Annotated in this window: 19 protein-coding genes and 1 tRNA gene; 13 read left to right on the plus strand and 7 right to left on the minus strand. The window is 49.6% G+C overall.

The window, feature by feature from the left end; translation table 11 throughout:
• Nucleotides 1-56 precede the first annotated feature (56 nt).
• The 7 genes from tkt to ABT58_RS19260 all read right to left on the minus strand — a co-directional run bounded on the left by tkt (nt 57) and on the right by ABT58_RS19260 (nt 12435).
• Nucleotides 57-2066 (minus strand): transketolase, encoded by a 2010-nt coding sequence (gene tkt / locus ABT58_RS19230; RefSeq protein WP_047876064.1) that lies wholly within the window; start codon nt 2064-2066, stop codon nt 57-59.
• 90 nt (nt 2067-2156) lie between these two features.
• Entirely contained in the window at nt 2157-3107 is a 951-nt protein-coding gene (gene tal, locus ABT58_RS19235) for a transaldolase (RefSeq protein WP_047876065.1), read from the minus strand.
• 521 nt (nt 3108-3628) lie between these two features.
• Complete coding sequence (locus ABT58_RS19240; RefSeq protein ID WP_047876066.1) at nt 3629-4156, minus strand: DUF3016 domain-containing protein; 528 nt, start codon at nt 4154-4156, stop codon at nt 3629-3631.
• Between the two features lie 23 nt (nt 4157-4179).
• The gene (locus ABT58_RS19245; protein ID WP_047876067.1) at nt 4180-7335 is read right to left on the minus strand and encodes a hybrid sensor histidine kinase/response regulator; all 3156 of its coding nucleotides are present in this window, start codon (nt 7333-7335) and stop codon (nt 4180-4182) included.
• A gap of 341 nt (nt 7336-7676) precedes the next feature.
• Nucleotides 7677-9170, minus strand: coding sequence for a lactate dehydrogenase (locus ABT58_RS19250; RefSeq protein WP_047876068.1), 1494 nt, complete (start codon nt 9168-9170; stop codon nt 7677-7679).
• Nucleotides 9171-9538: 368 nt separating this feature from the next.
• Nucleotides 9539-10249, minus strand: coding sequence for a purine-nucleoside phosphorylase (deoD, locus tag ABT58_RS19255; protein WP_047876069.1), 711 nt, complete (start codon nt 10247-10249; stop codon nt 9539-9541).
• Between the two features lie 434 nt (nt 10250-10683).
• Entirely contained in the window at nt 10684-12435 is a 1752-nt protein-coding gene (locus tag ABT58_RS19260; protein WP_047876070.1) for an amidohydrolase family protein, read from the minus strand.
• Nucleotides 12436-12670: 235 nt separating this feature from the next.
• Between ABT58_RS19260 and ABT58_RS19265 the strand changes: the two genes are divergently transcribed.
• The 13 genes from ABT58_RS19265 (at nt 12671) to ABT58_RS19330 (ending at nt 24575) form a co-directional block, all read left to right on the plus strand.
• A complete protein-coding gene (locus tag ABT58_RS19265; protein WP_229821673.1) occupies nt 12671-13219 on the plus strand; it encodes a porin family protein in 549 nt (182 codons plus the stop codon).
• A gap of 248 nt (nt 13220-13467) precedes the next feature.
• Nucleotides 13468-14256: a type 1 periplasmic-binding domain-containing protein gene (locus ABT58_RS19270; RefSeq protein WP_047876071.1), complete on the plus strand. Its 789-nt coding sequence runs from the start codon at nt 13468-13470 to the stop codon at nt 14254-14256.
• A 229-nt stretch (nt 14257-14485) separates the two neighbouring features.
• Complete coding sequence (locus ABT58_RS19280) at nt 14486-16657, plus strand: putative Ig domain-containing protein (protein ID WP_146147206.1); 2172 nt, start codon at nt 14486-14488, stop codon at nt 16655-16657.
• A 270-nt stretch (nt 16658-16927) separates the two neighbouring features.
• The gene (locus ABT58_RS19285) at nt 16928-17134 is read left to right on the plus strand and encodes a DUF3283 family protein (RefSeq protein ID WP_047876074.1); all 207 of its coding nucleotides are present in this window, start codon (nt 16928-16930) and stop codon (nt 17132-17134) included.
• Between the two features lie 201 nt (nt 17135-17335).
• The gene (locus ABT58_RS19290; RefSeq protein WP_047876075.1) at nt 17336-18061 is read left to right on the plus strand and encodes a response regulator; all 726 of its coding nucleotides are present in this window, start codon (nt 17336-17338) and stop codon (nt 18059-18061) included.
• Nucleotides 18062-18137: 76 nt separating this feature from the next.
• On the plus strand, nt 18138-19583 hold the full coding sequence (locus ABT58_RS19295) for an ATP-binding protein (RefSeq protein WP_047876076.1): 1446 nt from the start codon (nt 18138-18140) through the stop codon (nt 19581-19583).
• 4 nt (nt 19584-19587) lie between these two features.
• On the plus strand, nt 19588-20844 hold the full coding sequence (locus tag ABT58_RS19300; protein ID WP_047876077.1) for an ABC transporter substrate-binding protein: 1257 nt from the start codon (nt 19588-19590) through the stop codon (nt 20842-20844).
• 58 nt (nt 20845-20902) lie between these two features.
• Nucleotides 20903-21409, plus strand: coding sequence for a SixA phosphatase family protein (locus tag ABT58_RS19305; RefSeq protein WP_047876078.1), 507 nt, complete (start codon nt 20903-20905; stop codon nt 21407-21409).
• 101 nt (nt 21410-21510) lie between these two features.
• Nucleotides 21511-21601, plus strand: a tRNA-Ser gene (locus ABT58_RS19310).
• 290 nt (nt 21602-21891) lie between these two features.
• A complete protein-coding gene (locus ABT58_RS19315) occupies nt 21892-22800 on the plus strand; it encodes a ribonuclease H family protein (protein WP_047876079.1) in 909 nt (302 codons plus the stop codon).
• A 99-nt stretch (nt 22801-22899) separates the two neighbouring features.
• Complete coding sequence (locus tag ABT58_RS19320; protein ID WP_047876124.1) at nt 22900-23844, plus strand: SIR2 family protein; 945 nt, start codon at nt 22900-22902, stop codon at nt 23842-23844.
• A gap of 49 nt (nt 23845-23893) precedes the next feature.
• Complete coding sequence (locus tag ABT58_RS19325; RefSeq protein WP_047876080.1) at nt 23894-24187, plus strand: hypothetical protein; 294 nt, start codon at nt 23894-23896, stop codon at nt 24185-24187.
• Between the two features lie 10 nt (nt 24188-24197).
• Nucleotides 24198-24575, plus strand: a complete 378-nt coding sequence (locus ABT58_RS19330; protein WP_146147205.1) for a hypothetical protein — start codon at nt 24198-24200, stop codon at nt 24573-24575.
• Nucleotides 24576-24952 lie beyond the last annotated feature (377 nt).

The following is a 24952-nucleotide window of genomic DNA, read 5'->3' on the forward strand; positions in this document are numbered from 1 at the left end:
TTTAGTTTTTATGGTTTAGTTTTTATGGCTTGCGTATAGCAATACGAGCTAGTGGATTAATCCAGCAAGCTGTTTGCTGTTTCAACCACGTTGTCGACAGTGAAGCCGAACATTTCAAACAGTTGCTCAGCCGGTGCAGATTCACCGAATGAGTGCATACCGATGATGCGACCGTCAAAGCCTACGTACTTGTACCAGAAGTCCGCGATGCCCGCTTCGATAGCGATACGTGCAGTGACATCTGATGGCAGTACTGACTCACGGTAAGCTGCGTCTTGCTTGTCGAACGCGTCAGTCGATGGCATTGATACCACGCGCACTGCTTTGCCTGCTTCTGTTAGTTGCTCTGCGGCTTTCACAGCTAGCTCAACTTCAGAACCGGTTGCGATCAGAATAAGCTCTGGCTTGCCTGCGCAATCTTTCAGGATGTACGCACCTTTTGCGATGTCAGCCACTTGCTGTGCATCACGTGGCTGCTGAGCCAGGTTTTGACGCGAGAAGATCAGTGCTGATGGTGCGTCTTTACGCTCAATCGCCAGTTTCCACGCTACCGCTGATTCCACCTGGTCACATGGTCGCCATGTGCTCATGTTTGGTGTCAGGCGCAGTGATGCGATTTGCTCAACAGGCTGGTGCGTCGGGCCATCTTCACCCAGACCGATAGAATCGTGGGTGTACACCTGAATGTTCTGCACTTTCATCAGTGCTGCCATACGCATTGCGTTACGCGCGTATTCCATGAACATCAGGAAGGTTGCACCGTAAGGGACGAAACCACCGTGTAGTGCGATACCGTTCATGATCGCTGTCATGCCGAACTCACGTACACCGTAATGGATGTAGTTACCCGAGAAATCGTCTGCTGTCAGAGACTTCGAGCCAGACCACATGGTCAGGTTAGAAGGCGCAAGGTCAGCCGAGCCGCCCATGAATTCTGGCAGCATCGCACCGAATGCTTCTAGTGCATTTTGTGACGCTTTACGAGAAGCGATGTTCGCTGGATTCGCTTGTAGATCCGCAATGATTTGGCTCGCTTTTTCTTCCCACTCAGCAGGAAGATCACCGTTTACACGGCGGGTAAATTCAGCCGCTAGCTCTGGGTAAGCTGCTGCATAAGCGGCAAACTTGTCGTTCCACGCTGCTTCTTTGGTTGTGCCTGCAGTTTTTGCATCCCACTGTGCGTAAATGTCAGCAGGGATTTCAAACGGTGCATGGTGCCAGCCAAGGAATTCACGGGCTGCCGCGATTTCATCGTTGCCCAGTGGTGCGCCGTGACAGTCGTGAGAACCGGCTTTGTTTGGCGAACCGAAACCAATGATGGTCTTGGTACAGATCAGGGTAGGACGACCGGTTTCTGCTTTCGCTGCTTCAATTGCTGCGTTGATCGCGTCAGCATCGTGACCGTCAACGGCAGGGATCACATGCCAGCCGTACGCTTCAAAACGTTTTGGTGTATCGTCTGCGAACCAACCTTCTACGTGACCGTCGATAGAGATGCCGTTGTCATCCCAGAAGGCGATCAGTTTGCCCAGACCCAGCGTACCGGCCAGTGAACAGGCTTCGTGAGAGATACCTTCCATCAAACAGCCGTCACCCATGAACACATACGTGTTGTGGTCAACGATGTCGTGACCGTCACGGTTGAACTGTGCAGCCAGGGCTTTTTCAGCCATCGCCATACCCACAGCATTGGTGATGCCTTGGCCTAGCGGGCCAGTTGTGGTTTCGATACCCGGCGCGTAACCGTATTCTGGGTGACCCGGTGTTTTCGAGTGTAGCTGACGGAAGTTTTTCAGATCATCAATCGATAGATCGTAGCCTGTCAGGTGAAGCAGAGAGTAAATCAGCATAGAGCCGTGGCCGTTGGATAGAACGAAACGGTCGCGGTCAGCCCACTGTGGGTTTTGCGGGTTGTGGTTCATGTGGCTGCGCCACAGTACTTCAGCGATGTCTGCCATGCCCATTGGGGCACCTGGGTGGCCTGAGTTAGCTTTCTGTACACCGTCCATGCTTAGTGCACGGATTGCATTAGCGAGATCTTTGCGAGAAAGGGTGGTCTGTTCCATATTGGTTTCCACTGTAGCAATGAATTGCTTCAAATCGAATGAAATAAGAAGAAAGCGGCTTTTCGGGCCGCTTTCAAAATCGTAATACTGTTATAGACGCTCAGCGATCATGGCTTCTAGTTTGCCCTGATCCACTGCGAAGTTACGGATGCCTTCAGCCAGTTTTTCAACAGCCATTGCATCTTGGTTGTGTTCCCACAGGAATTCAGCGTGTGTCATTGCCGCAGGACGCGCCTGGATTTCGCTCACTGGTGCCAGTTTCTGTACCACTTCACCTTGTGCTTCTTCTAGCTCTTGCAGTAGCTGTGGGCTGATAGTCAGACGGTCACAACCTGCTAGCTCAAGAATTTCACCGGTGTTACGGAAGCTTGCGCCCATTACCACGGTGTTGTAGCCATGGTTTTTGTAGTAGTTGTAGATAGCAGTAACTGATTCAACACCTGGATCTTCTGTTGGTTCGAAATCACGGCCTTCTTTGGCTTTGTACCAGTCCATGATGCGGCCAACGAATGGTGAAATCAGGAATACACCGGCTTCAGCACAGGCACGCGCCTGAGCGAAAGAGAACAGTAGAGTCAGGTTACAGTTGATGCCTTCTTTTTCCAGCACTTCCGCTGCACGGATACCTTCCCACGTTGATGCCAGTTTGATCAGGATGCGGTCATTGCTGATGCCTGCATCGTTGTACATTTTGATCAGCTGACGTGCTTTGGCAATGCTGCCTTCTGTGTCGTAAGACAAGCGTGCGTCAACTTCTGTTGAGATACGGCCTGGTACTACGTTAAGGATTTCTTTACCGATGTTTACGGCCAGCATGTCACACGTATCAGCGACTTGCTGATCTTTGTCGTTGCTTTGCGCTTTCGCGTAAGCAATCGCTTGATCGATCAGTGGTGCGTATTCCGCGATTTGAGCAGCTTTCAGGATGAGAGACGGGTTCGTTGTCGCATCTTCTGGTTGGTATTTGCTGATTGCTTCAATATCGCCAGTGTCAGCAACAACGGTAGTGAGTGCGCGTAGTTGTTCTAATTTAGTGCTCATGTCTGTCGACCTCATGCGTGTGGGCTGTGTTTCAATGCTAGCTGAAATATAGGCCAGCAAAACCATTGTTACTTATTCTTAACGGCTACGCTGCAATCCAAAAACAACCTTGGTGAGCGGATGAGTCACGTAAGAACATTTGATGAATTGATAATTAGCATTTTCAAAATAATTGTCAACGACAAATCCGGCTAACTCATCGTTTAGTCACACGATTTATGACGACCATCCCGCAAAGTGGTATTCGATAGGATTTTTTGGCCAGTTTTCAGGGCGTGTACAGGGTAAAAATGAGTGAGCATATGATCATGCTTGTGATCATTTGACTTATCTGCGGTGACAGAGTGAGCAAGATCTGCTGCGTGTTTATCCAGTGCAGATGGTGTTCTGTCGCGCATTAAGCGGAATAGGTGACAAATGGTGGGGTGTTGAGAAAGAAACGCTTGCTGAGTGGAAGGGAAAAACAGGTACAAACGAGCGAGGGGTGAACAAAGGCCACGCAATGACGTGGCCCCTGCCAGTCAGAAGGTTTTCTTTGCCCACTCTTTGATCATTTGGTTTTCATACGGATAGGGACGATCGCGTGCCAATCCGATGACTTTGCCTTGGTAGCCCAAACTACTGAGATCGGCATCCCCTTGTGTGACAACATTGTCACCGTCTTTCACCACGTAGGTGAAGGTGATGCGGGGTGGGGTATTGTGATCGAGGACGCGCACATCCCGTGGAATATTGACCTCCCCGGCCAAATCCAGATTCGTGACGGTGACTTGCAGGGTCTGGCCGTCAGGGAGGTAGCGTTTCACGTTCTTGCTGAAAGATTGCGTCAGGTATTTAAAGGTACTGGCTTCAAATTTGGACTGACTGCCTGTGGCGGCCTGAATGTCGCGATAGTTTTGCGGATCTTCCCATGTGACCTGTACCGGTGGCACATCTAATGTGGGATTGCCCTCGTCGTGTGCCATGGCACCGCTGCTGAATACCGCCCATAAAGAGGCGCTGATCCAGGTTGCACTAAACAATGACACACTGGGTAAGATTGATCGCATAGGAACCTCCGACTGCATATTGCCTATGGATTCAGTTTATGCCGGATTTCACTAATCAGCGCAGAGAGTGCCGTATCCAGTGTCTTGATATCGCAATCATTGGGTTGTTGTCGTTGTTTTACCTGCTTTTCTACTTGTTGAGCTTTGTCATAAACCTGATGGGCTGAGATGCTGCCTGCTGCCCCTTTCAGGGAATGGCTGATCAAAATCGCCTTATCAAAATCCGCGTCTGTTAATGCGACGCGCAGACGTTCAACATCTTGGTTGTGCTCTTGGCAGAACATGTTCAGAAATTCCGCCACAATGGCATGGTCGTTATCCATTAAATCCAGCAAGGCATGGATGTTCAGGGTGGTAAATTCCAGCGGCACAGAGACTGCAGCGTCAAAGGTCGACGGTATGGCCACTTCAACGTCACTTTTCGTCTCTGGGGCTAAGGTGGCGGTGGCCAGCCCGTTTGTTTGTTGTGGCTTGCCGTTGCCGTTGTTGTAGCAGGGCTTGGTGGCGTTATGGTTTGCGGTATCCTGCTTTGTCGCCGAGTGCGGCTGTGTAAGGGGAGAGCCTTGTAACAACGCGGCCGATGATGTGGTTTGACACAGGCTTTGTGCGTTAATGGCCGCATGGGGTGAGGCTGCGTCTCGGTTTGCCCCTGGGATGTTGTTAGGCTGTATCTCGCCATTGTATTGTGCAGTGCGCTGTTCAGCATGCTGTCGGGCGTTGTCCCGTTGTTGTTGCTCTGCTTCGCGCGCATGGTACATAGCGGTGATTTTGCTTTTGAAACGCTGTAGTGCATCCACCAGTTTTCGCTCGTCCAGTGGCTTGGTGATCACGCACTGCGCACCGGCATCAAGCATTTTACGCTGCGTTTCAGCAAATACATCGGCCGTACAGGCAAAGATCGGAGTATCACACGATGGTGCCGATAATTTGCGAATACGGCCAATGGTTTCGATACCGTCCATCACCGGCATGTGATTGTCCATCAGAATCAAATCAAAATGGCGTTGTGCCAGCATCTCCAGCGCCTCGGCTCCGTTATTGGCCACAGAGGTGATGAATTGACGTTGCTTGAGGAAACTGTCGATGATCAGCACGTTAAGCGGGTTGTCTTCCACAATCAGCACATGCAGGTTCGCAAAGTCTCGGCTGTCGAAATCAATGTCTTCGTGCTCTTGGGCAATGTAGTGGCCTTCGACCAGCGGCAGTACCACGGTAAAGGTGGAACCGATGGTTTCAAGGCTGGAGACGTTGATATCTCCGTCCATGATGTTGATCAGTTGCTTGACGATGCTCAGTCCTAAACCGGTGCCGCCAAAACGTCGGCTGGTGGAGGCTTCGGCCTGGGCAAACGGGTCAAAGATTTGGGTGATGCGATTTTTCGGAATACCGATCCCGGTGTCTTTCACAGTAATGGTGAGCTGAGGTCGGCGGCTGTCGAGGGTTTCATCCAGACTCAGGGTGATATCTACCCGACCTTTTTCAGTAAATTTAATGGCGTTACTGAGCAGGTTAAATAAGATCTGGCGAATGCGGGCTTTGTCGGCAAAGAACCAGCGGCGCTGATCAAAATCACAATGAATTTGGAAGCCGATGCCTTTTTCCTGTGCCAGTGAGTGATAGGTACTCTCAATCGTGCCCAGTAGATCGGTGAAGCAGAAATGGGTCGGGTCGAGTACCAGTTGGCCTTGCTCGATTTTGGAGAAATCCAGTATGTCGTTCAGCAATGACATCATGTGCTTGCCAGAATCGAGCAGAGTGCGCAGATGCTGATCTTGCTCTTTGGTTAACTCTGTTTTCAGCAGCAGCTGAGTCAGTCCCAACATGCCGTTCATGGGCGTGCGGATCTCATGGGACAAGTTCGCCAAGAAGGCAGATTTGGCGCGGTCTGCCGATTTGGCTTTGTGCAGCGCCAGATTGAGTTGCTGGGTATCGTCAGCAATCTTTTCCGCCCCTTGATTGAGTGCATCATGCAGTACCTGAAACTCTTGCGGGCCACGGAATGATTTATTGCGGCTGTAGTTGCCCAGTTTAAATTGCGCCGCAAAACGGGACAGGTTCGCAATAGGTTCGGTGATATGACGGGTCAGCGCCAAGGCCAGTATCATCACAATGCCCGCAGTGAACATCAGTGCGGTCAGGAACCATTGCTGCAAGTAATCCAAGGTGGCCGTTACCGCATTTTTCGGTGTGACGGAGACCAGTGTCCATTGCGGGAACCCCGGCTCAGAAAAAGTCAGTGGCGCTAAGGTCGCAACCATTAAGGCATCATGGCGGTTAGCGTAACTTAACAGGGGAGAGCGGCCTTTGGCTTTATCCGTTACAACGGGCTTTTGCGCCGGTAGCGAGGTGTCCATTTCGCTGGCTAACGACACGGTAAAGGTGTCTTCCGGCTCGGGCTGCAGTTGCGTTTCTATTTCAGTGCGATTTTGGGCATAGAAACGGGAGAAATCGGTAAAGGCGTTAAGTTGCTGACCTTGGTGACGGCCAGAAAGTACCACTTGCCCTTCTGGGTTGATGAGCATGACGTAATCGGTGTCACTGCTTCGCTCGCCCAAGAACGTCAACTGGCTGTTGAGCTCATCCAGCTGGTATTTGATCAGCAAGAAACGTTGGCTTTCATCACTGTTGGGCAGCGCGTTATCAATCGGACTGATGACGTAGACGAAGGCTTTATTGTTGGCGAACTGCGGCGAGGAAAACAACCGGTCGCGATCCCCTGAAATAAGATCAGGGATCTCACGCAATAATGGCGTCAAACTCTTTTGGGAAATGTAGTAGTTAAAGGTGCTCGGGTTGTAGGGGATCGAGCTGGCGACCGGATGAATACTGCCCTGATGATAGTCAATGACATCAATGCGGCTGAAGCCGGGATCGACTTTCACACTCTCACGCAGGTAATCGGCAATAAAATTGCCCTGGCTGAGCGCTTGTTCATGGGCCAATTGAAATACCGGTGAACTGGCCAGTTTCTGAATACTGAGCATGCGCTGCTCAAGCACGCCATCCAAACTGTGTGCGGCTAACGCAGTGCGGTGACTAAGACCGTTGGCGATTTGCTGTGTTGCCACCGTATTGAGTTTTTCACTGCTGATACTGTTGTAGATTGCGGCGGGCACAATACCGATCAATAACATACTGCCCAGTAAGATCGGTTTAATTTTATTCGGGATTATCCTCACCGGTGAGTACCTCGCCATCCAATTGCAATGTGAATGCGACCCGCTGTTGGGGCGCATGACCTATCCACACATATTCCTTTTGAGCGGTTTCAGGTCGAATAATGGCAGTGTGTTATAGATTGAGGGGAATAATCAACCAGAAAAGTATGAAGATACAAAGAAATACGATCTTGCCGTCATTCTGTTTTGTGTCTGTTGCGCATATTTTGCGTCTGTTTCTTAGTGATGTGCGTTTGCGCACCGACTCAACGATGTGCGAACCCGCATCTATCCGCACGCGACCGGCACGTACGGATAGGACGTTAACGCTGCTTGATTAACAGTGGCCGGTTTGAGCCTGATTAACGAAGCAGTTCGGCCAGCGTCATTGGGTGGGTGATCAACCCCAATTGTTGCGCAGGCGTCACGCCTTCACGGTTTTGACGACACAGGTTATGCCAAGCGCGATAGATATCGAGCAGTGGCAGTAGCCCCCCCGGACGTAATTTACGGCGGGGTTCATTCACAAATTGGCTGAACTGATCGTGAAAGCGTTGCTGGTACTCGGTAATGGCATGATGGCTGGCGGTTTGCAGCCAGTATGACTCGTTATCTTTTTTGCCGCCTAAATGGCAAATGCCTTTGTTGATGTCATCCACGCGGGTAAAGGCCCAGCGATCACGCCACCATCCCATCAATACAATATCCACACGGCCTGCTGCCTGACCGTGCGGCCATTGCGGGTCAGTTTCCACGTAAATTGGATCGACCGTTCCAGCTTGAATACGCGGCAAAAAGACGGAAATACACGCCGAGCGCAGTAGCGGCTCTTGTGGCATGAAAATCGCCAGTTTTTGGTTATCTGCCAGCATATCTTGCAGGTGCAAGTAATGGGCATACACCGTGTATTGTGGTCGGATCAAACAGCCTTTTTTCGGCATGTGCAGGTGCGGCTGACGTGACAGTGGATCTTCCAGATTAGGGCGAGACAGCACATCGCGATAGGTGGCATCGACCCGTGCCAGCAGGCCTTGCCTCTGTTGCGTTGGTGAAGCAGGGACAGACGGTGTCGCTGGCGGGTGGGCCATAAAGCGTGTGCCGTGGGTGTAGGGATCGTGTTGCTCTCCTTGTGGCGCATGGGCATCGCTTTGATAGTTCACATCTTGCGCCAGCACATAGCCGGATTGGGCTTCGCAACTGGCAATCCAGTGCACGCCATTATGGCTGTCCGGTTGTAGCGGGCGTAAATCGCTGGCCAGCGACACGTGTTCGGCTTGGTTGCACAGGCGCGCATCAAACAGGGCTAACTGATGGCGGCAGCGGCTGGCAATGTGTTCGATTTGCTCGTAGAAAGTTTTGGGGTTTAAGGCTAAACGGCGGCAAATATCGCGCACCGCATGGCCGGTAAAGATCAATGCCAGCAAGGTTTGTTGTAAGGTCAGCTTTGGGTTGCTGCCCGACCAGCGGTCAACAAACGTGGTTTGGCAGCCTTTGCAGCGGTAGCGTTGGCGATCCCCGCTGAAACCAAAAGCGTGATAGAGGTGACGATGGGTCAGCACCGGTAAGCCAGCGTTGGGGCAACCGTCATGGCGACAGCCAGACAAGCCCGAGTATTGTTGCTGGGTCAGGCGGTCGACTTCATCGGCGACATCATGGTTATTGAGGATCGGCGGAAAGGCCCCGCACTCGCGACACACGAGGATCGGTTTCGCGGGATTGCTGCGCTGTAACACATAATGCTCAGGGTGGTGTGAACCAAAGTGTTTGCAACTGACGGTCTTGCAATGATTAAGCTGCATGCCGTGATATGGCGTAGGCAGTAAAGGAGTCGCCGAGGCGAGAGTGTCAGTGTTCATGATGTTGGCCTAACGATTTTCAGCTGTTTGGCAGCCGTTTTGCAGCAGCAAGGAGTGGTATAGGTTACAGCAAAAGTAACGCGAGATCTCAAGAGGGTGGCACAAGGTAAGACCCATCGCCTCACCTTGTGCCGTTAGCTGCTATTTGTCTTGTGCGTTGCGCTATCCACGCGAGATACAAACACGGCCAAACATGGCATTGCGTCTTGTATCCATCAAATTGTGTAAGACGCCACATTTTACAAAATATTGAGCGGCGGGATAGCGTTAGTGCGACACATAGCCTCTAAATACGGGTCTGTCAGCGACAATACGCGTCAGACGGGTTGAGAGCCGTGGTGTACGTACGGCTCTGCAACGAAGGGGAATTACAGCTTGATTGCTGTTTCCAGTGCCACGTTCATCATCTGTGCAAACGACTTCTGACGATCTTCCGCACTCAGTTTCTCACCACGACGAATGTGATCCGATACAGTCAGAATGGTCAGGGCTTTAGCGCCCAATTCTGCGGCTACGCCGTATATACCAGCCGCTTCCATGTCTACACCCAGCATGCCAAGGTGTTCCATCTTGTCGAACAGATCTTTTTCAGGGCTGTAGAACAAATCAGCAGAGAAGACGTTACCGACACGCACAGGCACTTGTTGTGCACGCGCTTCGTTCACGGCCGTTTCCAGCAAACCAAAGTCAGCAATCGCAGCAAAGTCATGCTGGTTAAAGCGAATGCGGTTCACTTTAGAATCGGTTGATGCGCCCATCGCGATGATCACGTCCATCAGTTTCACGTCATCGTGTACCGCGCCACAGCTGCCGATACGGATAATGTTTTTCACACCAAAGTCGCTGATCAGCTCATGCACATAGATAGAGCAAGATGGGATACCCATGCCGTGGCCCATCACAGACACTGGCTTGCCTTTGTACAGGCCGGTGTAGCCGAACATGTTACGCACGTCGCACACTTGTTTAACGTCATCCAGGTAGGTTTCGGCAATGAATTTGGCACGTAGTGGATCACCTGGCATCAGTACCGTTTCTGCAAAATCACCGCGTTCAGCATTGATATGTGGGGTAGCCATAGTTCTCTCCAGCTCATTGGTTATCGTCATGGACGATAAAGTAATTAGTACAGCGTGACGAAAAGGGTTCTGAAAAAGTGTAGAGAAAAAATGGTCAATGCGATTTCTCTCGGCTTTTTCGTCGTCACCGCTTGTGTTTCGTTATGGGTCAAGTGTAGGGAAGCGAGACAGGGATTCTCGCGATCCTAGTCACATTTTATGGCGCTTGTGCGTAAAATTACCCGCTTGATTACCATTCCTGTTGAAAGCAAGAGGGGGATCGTTTGCGTGATGACTGCGTTTCATCTTTGTTTCTGAAAGGTAATTAAAATAAAAATCTTTATATTCATTGGTTTGTGTTTGTTTTGTGAGTGAATGATGATTTTTGGCCCGTTATGCAACAGGCTGTTGATGGTTATCTGGATGTAACCGATTACATTTTTTGTTATTGCGCGTTATGGCGAGACTTGGTGGTCATAAAGATACGGTGCCGTGGGAATATGTTTGATATCAGCGGGCGCAGTGCCTTGCGGTGTGGGATAGAGTGGACGGCCGGCTTTAAGGGTTTCTATGACCGTCACTTCCCGTAATGCACCGGCAGGCAAAGAAAGCGGATTGGTGGACAGAATCACCATGTCTGCCTGCATGCCGGGCACCAAGCGGCCTTTGTATTTTTCCTCAAAAAACAGATAGGCCGCATGGCGACTCAACGCTTGCAGCGCATCCAACGCACTGATGCGTTCCGTCTCGCCCAGCAGGGTTTTCTGCGCCGTCATGCGATTGACCGCACTCCATACCGACAACATGGCGTTCGGCACAGAGGCGGTGGCTGTTTGGGATGGCGTTGGTTGAGAGCTTTCTTGTTGAGAGTGCTTTAGCTGAGCATTTTCTGCTTGAGAACTTTCTGTTTGAGAGCTTGTAGGTAAAGCGCGTTTAGGTTCGGTTTCAGCATCATCGGCAAGGCTCTGTGCTGTCGTCTCTGTTTCCTGACTACTACCTGTTTCGTCATGGCTAACAACGGCCTGACTGTTATCACTTGTTTCTCGGGAGGTGATGGCTTCATCGGTCAAACGGGTGTCTGTGGACTCGCTGGTTTCGGGGGACTGAGTCGCTGTAATGGGCCCATCGTTCACAGGACGGATCAGCGGCGCACATTGATTGGCAAAGGTTAAATGGCGGGTGGTGGCGGAACGTAACGGACTTTGGGTTTCTGCCCGTAATTGCCCGAGCCAGGTGATATCGCTGTCGCCGTGTTTGACGATGTGCAGCGTATCAAAGCAGGGCAACAAACCCAGGCGTTTGTATTGATCTAATTGGCCAATACGGGCATAGCGAGAGGAGAGGATCACCGAGCGGCGCTGTTGCTCAACGGTAATGGCCAGATCGTCACTGGCCTGAATCACCGCATCAATGGCAGCATCGCCCATCGCATGAATGAATAGCTGCACCGCTTGCTCAATCGCCAATTGGTAAGCATGGCGAAATTCGCTGTAAGGCATGGCGGGTTGGCCTTGCCAGCGGGGCGGGCGATCCGGTGGTTGGGTGGCATAGGGAATTGCCATCCATGCTGTTTGATTTTCCATGTTGCCGTCGACCGCTAACGTCACACCGGCCAAAGTGAGCGAACCCGTTACGGTGGCGTTAGAGGCAGCGGGTGTGGTGGCTTTTGAAGGCGGTGCTTGCGCTTGAGGGGCACTTGTTTTACGAAAAGGCAGGGGCAAATTTTGCTGAGATAAGGTGCTGTGAAAGGTCGCGAACGGCACCAGCGCGATCACATCTAACGAGAGCTGGTTGCCGTCTGCCGCTGTGCGCAGTTGTTCCAGCATCGCAATCGAGGCTTGTTGTTCGACCACCGTGGTGTATCCCGCTTGGGCAAACAGATACTGCGCCTGTTCTAACCCTACCCTGTTTACCACTTGCATGAAATCACTGTCGACCGCGTACCAACCGGGCACCACCGTTTTCCCTTGCAAATCGATCACGCGCGTTTGTTCCCCTTTGTGGCGCAAGACGCCTGCGCGGGTGCCTACGGCTTGCACCTTGCCGTCTTTAATGGACATGGCGCGTACGTGCGTGGGGTTACTCATGGTTAGTATGTGGCCATTGATGTAGATGGTATCGGCCGCGACCGTGTCTTCGAACTGATCGCAACCCGCCGCAAAGAGTAGCGTTAAGCCTATCCAGATCCCGAATAATCGATACAGCATGGCAGACGACCTCTCAGGCAGACAGCGAGGGGAATGTGTAAGGGCTATCGTGTGGCTATAAGTGTAGCGGTTAACCCGGTGATTCCGCGAGAAGGCCGCAGCGTTGAGACTGAAAGGAGATGCCGTATTGCAGCGCCAGCAGTGAGAGAACACACGAAAAAAGCGCATGAAATTGGTAATTTGCCGTCTTCGGCACTACCAGTTAAACGAATGCATTCATTTTTGAGGGATGGGTATGAATAAAATCGCAGGGAAAAAAGGGATGGGGAGAAAAGCACTGGGGGTGACCGTGTGTGCATTACTATACAGTTTCCCCGTGTCTGCTGATCTGTTGGGTTTCTCGTTTGGTGCCTCTGCGGGGGCGGCGCGTATCGAATATGATGGAAATGACGACTATGGCTTTGAATACGGGGTGAACGCTTCTTATCACTTCAATGACATGCTGAGTGTGAATGCCGGTGTGGTGCAAGGGAGTGCAGAAGTCGATTCCAACCTGTCTTCTGCCAAAAATGACATTGATTACACGGCATTCCAGTTAACGCTGCGCGGCGATATTCCCCTGGTGATCGGGAATGCTTATGCCAAAGTCGGCACCAACTATTACGACTATGACATTGATACCCCGGGAATGCGTGATACCAATGACGGCTGGGGCTTTACCGGCGGGGCCGGATTTGTGTTTACCTTGCTGCCGTTTATCGACCTCTCACTGGGGTATGAATACCGGGATATGGGCGATGTGACTAATAACTCCATTATCTTTGGTGTGGGTGCCAGCTTGTAAGCGCGCCTAAAGCAGAGACAATCACAAGATGCAGCCGCCCCGTTGTACGCTGTAATAGGGGCGGCTGCGTTGTTTATCAGGCCAAGAGGGCATGTCTCGTTGAATGACCGCTGAATGTCCGCTGAATTGTGCTCGGGAAAGTACCGGAATCGCACAAGGAGGGATGAAAATCAGGCTCTGATCAAGGTTGCGAAAACGGGTTGTTTGTATAATTAATGTCCATTCCAAGCATGTTCTGGAGGTGACCGATGACCAACTATGAGCACTATCAGTCCACCGTTGAGCAGGTCAACCGTGCCATCCAAAAAGAAGCCAATGCCCCGTGGTATATTGAATACCGCCCCGTCACCACATCCGTTCGTCAGGCGTTTGATTTAGTCAGCCCAGCAGGCATTGTGTGCCAGCAATTAGAGCTCGATGCCGCCGTCGCCCATGCCCACTGGCCGGAGAAATCTGCCGTGGAACAACATGTGCTGGATTACGTGGTACGTGGCGCCGCCCGCTTAGCCCCCCTGCGACAAACCGCGTTTCGCAATAACATTCCGCAATGGCTGACACAGAGTTTGCAACAGGTGCATCACGTCACCGGATCCAGTGAGCGATTACTGAGTATGCTAAACGATCCCGCTTTTCCATACCCAAGTCAGGTCAATCTGGATGGTATATACCTGCCGTGTTGGGTATGGCACGCCACCGATGATGAAACAGGGGCGTCACAAGCCTCTATCTCTGTGATTGACCGCCGCACCGGCTATTTCAGCGCGCCACGTTCAGTCTCCGCCGCTCAGCTGGTGGATCAGGAAAAATGGTTAGGCGCACAAGTGATTGACTCGGTCGATGAATCCATCGAGACCATTCGCTACTACGTCGATGCCCATCGCCGCAGCCAGCACCATGTGGATTTCGATGAGCCTTCCATCACCGAAGCGCTCCGTCACCCTTGTGCCGCCACACTCAGCCCGTTTATGAGTGTTGGCCTTGTCATGCTGGTGGTGATTGGCTTCTTCATCACCTTTAAATGGTTACTGGGGTTTTAGGCGATAATTCGGGTGCGGTATTGATATTAAAGTGATTTATGTGAATCACTTTGATGATATTTTTCTCAAAAGATGAAATAATGATCAGTTTTGCAACCAAATTGTAATGTGCAGTAAGCGTAAATTCGCTTTGCGAGTGAAACGGCTTTTTGTTCATAATTTATTCGTATTTGTTTGGGTTTCTCATTATGTTTGCCGCGAATTTTTGTTGGCAAGGAAGATGGCAATCATGAGAATCCAATTTAAAGCAGCATGCCTCGCATCAGCTGTTGCACTCGCACTGACAGGATGTGGTGATGATGACAATGCAACGAATGCGAAAATTTCGTCTGTTGCACCGACTGTCGCAACGGAAGATGTGCAATTTAGCTATGCCGTAAAAGTCGCAAATGCTGAAAAAGTGACGTATGCATTGACGACAGCGCCTACCGGCATGGCGATCAGCGAGACAGGGGTCGTCACTTGGACGCCAGGGGAAGGGGTACTGACCTCTGATGAGGTTCATGTGAAAGTGACCGCTGACGGTCATGTACTGGATCATAAGTTTACCATTGTGGTCACCCCGGTGAACGATGCGCCGGTACTGTCCGCCGTTGGACCACAGCGTGCCTATGCGGGAGAACGGTATTCATTGCAACTTGTCGTCAATGATCCCGATGATAACAATGATGGTCAGCAATTACGCTTTACCCTACAAGGGGGCCCAGAAGGACTGATCATCAGCCCAACAGGGGAAGTGACGCTGACATCTTCCGTGACACAATCACAGTTGCATGACACCGTGACCGTCAGCGTAAAAGATGGCGGTGAAGATGGCGCACAAGCATCCACGATCTCTTTCTCCTTAGATGAAATTTATCGCTATATCGTTTCAGGGGCATTAACGGATTATTACGATAATACGCAGATCCCGAACGGCACGGTGGTATTTGCTTCTAACGGCGAGCGTTTGGCTGAAACAACGTCGGATGAAAACGGAGAATATACGCTGGCTGTGGAAGACCGTTTGGTCGGCGAGCGTATTACCGTTTCTGCTGATGCGGTTGGTTATCGTGAAGCGGCCAAGACGATCTCTTTGGCTGAAACGGTTTTGATACAGGAGCTGCAGCTACCGCCTATTCACAGTTCTCAACAGTTTGACCCAACGCAGCCAACAGACGTAGCGGTGGAAGGCGTGACCTTAGTGACCTTGCCTGCTAACGGGCTGGTGGACAGTAACGGTAATGCGCCAGTGGGCGCAGTGACGGCGGAATTGACTATCATTGATCCTGCGTCAGATATCCACCTTATGCCGGGTGATATGGTGACACCGGATCCAAGCAATCCTGATGCATTGGTACCGATTGAATCTTTCGGTGCGATTACGGCGACTTTCGTTGATGAAGCCGGAAATGAGCTGCAATTGGCTGAGGGTCAAACGTCTGCAATCCGCATTCCGGTCTCGGGTTATAACCCGCCAGCGACCATCCCGCTGTATTACTACGATCCTATCGCGGGGATGTGGTTTGAAGAAGGCGAAGCCACGCTGGTGAATGCGGCGGATGGTGATTTTTATGAAGGCACCGTGTCGCATTTTACAACCTGGAATGCTGACCGCCGTTATGAAACCATCTTTATCAATGGCTGTGTGGCGGATACTGCGGGTGCCCGTATCGCGAATGTGCGTGTGAATATGGAAGGGGTGAACTACAGTGGTCGTTCATCTACCTACAGTGATATTGACGGTAACTTTGCAATCCCTGCACGTATCAATAGTACGCAGTTAGTCTCGGCCACGTTTGGACAGTCAAGCCGTGTACAAACGGTGATCAGTTCTGCGGTGGATAATAACCTGCCGGATTGTTTGTTGCTTGATACTGCATCGACGCAAATTACCCTGCGTTGGGGGGAAAGACCGCGTGATTTGGATTCTCATTTCCTCGGCCCTAACGGACAAGATGGTCAGTTCCACGTGAGCTTTAGTAATAAACAAGTCACGGTGAATGATAAGTTGATCTTCTTGGATGTCGATGACACCAGCAGCTTTGGACCAGAAGTGGTTTCGCTATACGATTTCCCTGCGGCGGGGACGTACGGTTATTTTGTTCACAACTATAGTGGTGAAACGGTCACCTGGAATGGTGCGCGAGTGAATCTCAATATTGATGGCTATAACCGTGCTTATACCCCACCGGGTGGTTCGCTACTGCGTTATTGGCATGTGTTCAATATTGAAGTGGATGAGCTTGGTGGGTATGAAGTGGTGCGTATTAATGAATGGAAAGATTCATTAGATATGTCAACGCCACCGACCATTGTGATCCCAACCGCGCCTCGTCATTTGGCGGCTCCGAAGACCTTCGATAAGCCAATGCATCCTCTTTTGGATAAATTGATGCAAGAGAAGTACTACGCCAAGTAACACTGACGCTTTCCTATCATAATACGATCAAGCCCGCCTATTAGTGAGTTGCTATGAGTAAGTCACTACCAGCGGGCTTTGCCTTTTTTGGGTAGCGGTCATGGGGGACAGGGTATGAAGTTGCAGGTCATGAGAGTGCAGGTGATTAAGTAAAGGGGCTATAGCGGCAACATGAATAGCACGAGCAATAACACGGGCGTCAATTGGTATTAGGGGCAAAATTGGGTAGAATCTGCGTCCTATTTCTTCAATCGGTGTTAGGTAATCGCCATGCATAATTTGACCTTGTTGTCTGAGGCTGAAAAGAATCGAATCGAACTGGATAAGCAGGCGGCTTACGCGGTGTGGCAAGTGAAGAACGGCAAAAAAGGCTATGAAGTGTTTGCAGAAATCGCCAACGGCGTGGATGACGACGATGAACGCGAATTTTTTGAACGCGCCGTGAGCAAATACAAGATCCAGATGGGCATGGCCTGATACATCGACCTTGGATGTCGTCGATTAAGTATACTTATACAGACCAAGATCATGATTATTAGGCGCGCTACGCGCCTTTTTTGATTCAGTTTGGTATCGTGTTTGGAATGAAAATCACTTTTGTCCGCGCGAAAGACGGCGAGGGCAATACAGCGTTTTGGCATTGCCATAACGGCAGTGAAAAAACGAAAGGAAGATGTAATGAGTATAAGCAAGACGGTATTGGTGGTTGATGACGACCAGGATATTCGCGAATTGCTGGATGAGTACCTGACCAAAGCCGGCTTCACCGTAAGCACTGCAGCGGAAGGGGAAGAAATGAAACGCCGCTTAGCCATGGGGTATCCGGATCTGATCTTATTGGATGTGATGATGCCGGGCGATGACGGTTTCACCCTGTGCCAATACATTCGCAAAACCTCGGATGTGCCGATCATCATGCTGACCGCCGTTTCTGATGAAATGGATCAGATCATCGGTTTAGAGCTCGGTGCGGATGACTACATTGCCAAGCCGTTTAGCCCTCGTCAGCTTATGGCGCGCATTAAAGCCTTGTTGCGTCGTGTGAAACCGACCGAAGCCCAGCAGATCCCGGCGGCGCCGAAATCCATTTATTTTGCCAACTGGCGTTTAGATACCGCCTCGCAGCGTTTGTATGATGTCGACAAAGGCAAAGATTACGAGCTGACCGGCAGTGATTTTGCTTTGCTGATGCTGTTCCTGACCCGCCCGAATGAAGTGCTGGATCGCGATACCATTTCGTTTGCGACCCGTGGGCGCGAAGCCACGCCATCTGCGCGCAGCATTGATGTGCAGTTGAGCCGTTTGCGCCAGCGTTTAGGTGACAAAGGCACCCAACAGCGTTTGATCAAAACCATTCGTGGTAATGGCTATGCGTTCAACGCTGAAGTGACCTACGAACAATAACCCCCCTTCTTTATCAACAGAGCGGGCAGCCTTACGTCGTCAGGCATCATGGAGGACGCCCGTACGGAATGTAAGTATGACTCTACGTAAGTGGTGGCCAACCTCGCTGTTGGCGCGCACCCTGTGGTTTACCCTGTTAGCGGTATTTCTCGCCCAAGCCATTGCGACCGGCATTTGGTACGGACAATCTAAACAGCGTGATTTGGCCGGGTTAGAATCCGCCTCGGCCAGCATGGCCAACATGTTTGCTTCCACCGTGACCTTTTTCCAATCCTTACCGCTCGAATACCGTCACATTGTGTTGGATCAGCTGCGCAACATGGGCGGCACGCGTTTTTTCGTCTCCTTTAATCAAGAAGAAATCCGTATTGATCCGATCCCAGACTCCCTGATGAAACGCACCGCCGTGCACGTGTTTGAAGATGTGCTGGCAGAAAAGCTGCCGCGCGTGGATGTCATTCGGGTCGAGTTCTCCCGTCCGGAAACTCTGCATGTACTCAAAAACGACATTCTGCTGAGTGACTTACCCAAATCCTGGGCCCATTACAGCTTGAGTCTGGAGCCACTGAATCCGCCGATTTTGGTGGTGCAGTTAGAGCTGGCTAAAAACGAATGGTTGTATATCGCCGCCTTGTTGCCGGCCCCGTATGTGACGCTGGAAAATCAGATCATTACCAGCCAGCAGGTGATCTTCATGTTGTTCATGACCGCCTTGCTGTTGCTGTTCACCTTCTTCATGATCCGCCGCCAGACCAAGCCACTCAAGCGATTGGCCAACGCCGCCAACGCCATGAGTTTTGATATTTATCAGCAGCCGTTAAAAGAAGAAGGGGCGAGTGAGTTAGTCACCGCAACCCGTGCCTTTAACCGCATGCAGTCACGCGTGCGCCGTTATATTGATGATCGCGAACACTTGTTTTCGGCGATTTCCCATGACTTGAAAACCCCGATCACCCGCCTGCGTTTACGTGCTGAATTGATTGATGACGAAAGTAAGATCGAAAAATTTAACCGCGATTTGGATGAGCTGGAAATGATGGTGAAAGGGGCCTTGCAGACTGTGCGGGATACGGATTTGCATGAAAACCTGACTCAGGTGGATGTGAACGAGCTGCTGCGCACCATCGCCGAATGCCACAACCAAGATGAAATACGGGTACATTTGCCAAAAATCCGCATTGCGCCGTTAACCGGCAAGCCGCTGGCTCTGAAACGCTGCTTCAGTAACTTGATCGACAACGGGGTGAAGTACGGCCACGAAGTGCGTTTGATCATTGTGGATGAGCGGGAATCGCTGATTGTGATCATCAAAGATAAAGGGCCGGGGATCCCGGAAGAAGCCTTAGAAGCGGTGTTTGAACCGTATGTGCGCGTGGCAGATGACGACGAAGGTCACGGACTGGGACTGGGGATCGCCCGTAATATTATTCACGCCCACGGTGGCGATATGGCGATAGAAAATGCGTCAGACGGTGGGCTGGAAGTGAAAGTCTACATTCCTCGGTTACTCAAAGAAGAATAAACAGATGAAGTTGAAACAAATCGGGTGCGCGGTGTCATTGGCCGTCGCGGGCATGCTCAGCGCGAGCACACAAGCCGGGGAAGTGGAAGTACTGCACTGGTGGACATCCGGCGGTGAAGCGCGCTCGGTGTCGCTGCTAAAACAGAAAATGGAAGCCCAAGGCCATCAGTGGAAGGATTTTGCCATTGCAGGCGGTGGCGGTGACAGTGCCATGACGGTACTCAAAACCCGTGCTGTCTCCGGCAACCCGCCATCAGCGGCACAAATCAAAGGCCACGAAATTCAGGAATGGGGGCGACTTGGCTTTCTGACCGATCTCAATGTGCTGGCAGAAGCGGATCACTGGCAGACCATTTTGCCGACGGTGGCTCGCGATATCATGCAATATGACGGCAATTACGTAGCGGTGCCGGTCAATATTCACCGGGTAAACTGGCTGTGGGCTAACCCGAAAATCTTTGCCAAGGTTGGTGTGTCGGTACCGACTACCTTGGATGACTTCTTCACCGCAGCAGAAGCCATTAAGCAAGCGGGTTACATACCGTTGGCGCACGGTGGTCAGCCGTGGCAAAACGTCACCTTGTTTGAAACCGTCGCCTTGGCCGTACTGGGGCCGCAGGATTACCAGCGTGCTTTTGTGGATCTCGATTTATCTCTGATCGCCGGCCCGAAAATGGTAGAGGTCTTCACCCAATTCCGCCGCTTCCGTGATTATGTGGATACCGACTACCGGGGCCGCGATTGGAATGACGCCACCAACATGGTCAGTCACGGAGATGCCGCGATGCAGATCATGGGGGATTGGGTAAAAGGTGAGTTTGTGGCTGATGGCAAGGTACTCGGGCGTGATTATGTTTGCGTACCTGCACCGGGCACCGCGAATGCCTTTACCTATAACATCGACAGCTTTGCTTTCTTCAAACGCAGTGGCGAAGACAACAAACAGGCACAATATGACTTGGCTAGGGCGATTTTAGACAAATCATTCCAGACCCCGTTTAACCTCAGCAAAGGGTCGATCCCCGTGCGTATGGATATCGACCTGACGCCGTTTGATCAGTGCGCCAAAGATGCCATGAGCGCCTTTAAACAAACGGCCGCCACAGGTGGCTTGGTGCCGAGTGTGTCACACGGCATTGCGACGACCAGTTACGTGCAGGGCGCGATCTTTGATGTGGTCAGCCAGTTCTTCAATGCCAAAACGGCGGATCCGGTGAAAGCGGCCGACAAACTGGCACGGGCCATTAAGGCGGCGATGTAAGTCAGGCGGATTTTTCTATACTGATCAAAGACACTGCGATCATTACAGGGGAAGCTACATGAAGTTATTGTTTCTCGTTCGTCATGCGAAATCATCATGGGATGATCCCACATTGGATGATCATGACCGCCCGCTCAACCCACGGGGCTATAAGAATTTGCCGGGTATGATCCACCGGTTGGATGCCTGGCAAGCCGGCCCCCAGTTGATTGCCACCAGTACCGCCTTGCGCGCTTCAGAAACTGCATACCAGTTTGCGCACGGGTTAACATGTCAGCCCAAACTGGCGGCACACAGTGAGTTGTACACGGAATCTGCCGAGGAACTGCTGAGCTTCATTCAACACAGCAGCGACACGGTTGATCGCCTCATGCTGGTGGGTCATAACCCAGCCGTGACGGAATTGGCCCAATCTTTCGGCATGGCGGTTGAGAACATTCCCACCTGTGGCGTGGTGGTGTTCCGGTTTGCTGCCGATTGCTGGCAAGCGGTAACAGGCGAACAGGCCACTTTGTATTTTTATGATTACCCGAAGCGAGAAATTGCGCGTAATGATGGCGAATGATTGCCTAATATTGACAGTATCGGTGAAATTACAAGCGAACGCATTGTTTTTATCAAAAACGGGTTTACAAGGCTCCCGCCAAAACGTACTATACGCGGCATGGAGAGATGGCTGAGTGGTTGAAAGCACCGGTCTTGAAAACCGGCATACGTTAATAGCGTATCTAGGGTTCAAATCCCTATCTCTCCGCCACATTTAAGCCCCAGTCGAAAGACTGGGGCTTTTTCGTATGCGTTTAGTTTTGCTTCTGAAAACCGGGATTTGAAAATCCCTACTTGAATGCAAGCCCAGCTCTCAGCCTCACATTAAAAAGCTGCTGAGAAATCAGCGGCTTTTTGCATTTCTCGCACTCCCTTTCTTTTTGCTACTGATACCTTTCAATATCAATGAGTTAACTTCAATGTTATTATGCACTCATGATGATATGTAGAATTGTGATGTAGATGGATTCTATAAATTAAGTTGTTATATCAGTGGTGATTATGGAAAAGAAAGTCAATGTAAACGAAGTCTTTGAGTATATTGACAAAAAACTCATTGAAAAAGGTGTGCCGATAACTCACCGGTATATAGATGCTATAGGAGAGGTAAGTCAGCATTTTGATAATATACCAATTCCAATATCTCCCAAAGCTCTATTACCTGATAATGAGTTAGGTAATCAACTATGTATATGGCTAAACAATTGGTACACCAATAAATATGGTGATAACCAGAAATTTAATTCTGATCTTGGTTTCTTTTACCAAAAAATACGAGGTGACTTATGGAAATATCGAGTTCCTAATTTTTATGGTACGTGTAATTTTTTCATCAATCAGGACCTTTCTGATAAAGGTAAAGATAATGAAACAAATATTATGTGTATGTCTGAGAAAATGACCCAGTCGTATGTAAATGAGCTATCCGACGATGAGTTGTCGGAAATTCATTCATCTTTTACTAATGCAATTGAGGTTTTCCAGATATTTAATTCGTGGTCGTCATCGGGATTAAGGATGTTCAGTGCTATTCAAGCAGACTTAAGAAATGTTTCTATACAACTAGAAAATCATATCCCCCACTATGGGCAGACGAAGTGGTCATATTTGCAATGTGCTGAAAAAATCATCAAATCATGGTTGCTGAAATCTGGTGTACCTGACGAGGTATTAAAGAATAAGTATAGACACAGTATTCATAAACTTGTTAATGCATTCAATAAACATTATGTACAACAAATAAGCATAAAAGAGTTAGCTCACATTGATTGTTCTGCTGATGCTCGATATGAAGATGGAAGCTACAGCTTAGATGATATCGTAAAAACACAAGATTGGCTCTTTAAGTTAATAATTTCAATTGGTTACTCTCCGTGGTTGAGTTCTGGTATAACAAAAACATCAAGGTGACGCGTTACACTCGACAGTTTTTGTATGGAGTTCGGTGTGCTTGGGGAATTCATCATGGCGCACCTTATGTTCGGCGTTAGGCGATATGAGGAGAATTCATTGGTAACTTTATTTCTGGGTGCGGGCTTTTCGAAATGGGCGTTTGACTTGCCGTTAGTTAATAATCTGTTTGATTTTGATATAGGCATCATCTCTGACGCTGAAGAGAGAAGACTTGAGCTTATCAAAAAGGACTGGGCTCTGTGGAGGGAAAGCAACCCTGATTGCACTCCAGAAAAGTTTGTTCATTGGTGCATTGAAAAATCTAGCCACAAGAAAAGTCGAGTTATCTGGTATGTGAATCGACGCCTTACCGAGCCATTTATGACCAGAATTCGTGGGTCATATTCAGCAGCAATGTTTGACGAACGTGTTGTTAGGGAAAATGAAAGAATTGTTGCTTTAAAACAATTCTTTGAAAAGCTGAAACTTTTTGGTTTAAACGGCATTATTACATGTAACTATGACACGATTGTTGAGTGTGCACTTGGGACATCGGGCTTTAATTATGGCGTGGTTGGAGAGCAATTAAGAGGTAGAGGAATCAACCCTCAATTTCCATGGCAAAATGCGCATTTAAGAGTTACTGGAAACACGCCATTGGTTAAGCTCCATGGCTCACTTTCGTGGGATAAAGACACAAAATATACAAGCGGTAAACCAGGAAAGGCAGGTAACGCACTAATTGTCCCCCCTGCTCCTGAAAAAGAGCCGTCATCTGAACTAAAAGAAGTTTGGGATCTTGGCGGAAATATATTATCTCAATCACAAACCATTATTATTTTTGGTTTTGCGTTTAATCCTTATGACCAAGCACTATTGGAGTTTCTTAAAAGGTTTGGTTCAAACATCAAAAACGTTCTTCTAATTGATCCCTATCCACAGGTAGAAAGAGCTAAGAGTCTATGGACTAATAGTAAAATTGAAGTGTTGGATCCTCGTAAAGAATTTGATATTGAAACGTGGATAGAGACGTGTACCGTGTCGCAAGCGGTTATCGCCTAACAAACGGCTATTTTATCAATAGCTATTCATTATGGTTCTGGAGTCATAAATGCAGGTTATTCTTGAAAGTAACTGGAGTTGGATGCTTTTTGAGGAAGAGAGTGACTTTTACCTTTCGGTAGTCTGTGGTTCTTCCGCGATCTTTACGCGAGAACTTAGACTCACTGAAGAAGAGGTACTTGCTTTCCGAAACAATGGCGAGAGTGCGCTTGATGATATAGCGAGTGCAGTCAGGTATCGACCACAGCACTTTGATGACAGACACATCAAAGGATTTATGACGCGTTATGATGTGAGTACAGCCATTCTTTATTGGAAAATTAATCAAGGAGCGAAGCGATAAAATGGTAATAATGTCTAGGAAGCGTTCAAAAATACTCTTCTATGGTTTAACGGGCTTGTATTTCGCTTATACCTTGGCACTTTTATTCTTTCCTCATGCCGTTACTCTCGATATGTCTTCCCCGTTAGTGGAGTTGTATAGTGGGATCAGTACGCTAGTGATGATTATCGCGCTGTACGCCCATGCTTTTGATAAAGCGTTTTTACCCATACGATTGGTCGAAGTGATCATCGTGAATACGATCGTGTGCGCGTTATGGAGTTATATCGAGACAGTACGAGATGATTTTGCTTTGATGTCAGTTTTTGAAATCATCGCGTATACCGCACTGTATTTGATATTGTATCCACCCATCATCGCAGCAATGGCTGATTTACGCTCTCGCTGATCTTGTGAGAGCGATTTCCTCCCCCCATAACCAAACTCCTTGTTTTGTCACTGAGGGTAATGGTGGCGACGGTAACGATTCTACCTTGGAATCAAAACAATGAGCCTTGGTGTGAATTTGAGTCGTTAATATGGAAAGGTGAGTCTACGTTATGGTTGTATGTAATCCATACCTTATTACTTCCCCGATGTGAGTAAACAGCCAGAAATTATCCAGTCATGTTGAAACCGGGTGGTATCCAACTGTTTGTAAAGATATTTTTTAATTGAGGGGCAGATCCTAGATTGGAGGGGAATGAGTGAAATTTTGGGCTAGATTGAATTTTTTGCAACAAGCCGAACAAGAGAGCTATCTGTTGCTGGAGTGAAAGATAACTA

It is taken from the genome of Photobacterium aphoticum (assembly GCF_001029435.1).
GTDB lineage: Bacteria > Pseudomonadota > Gammaproteobacteria > Enterobacterales > Vibrionaceae > Photobacterium > Photobacterium aphoticum.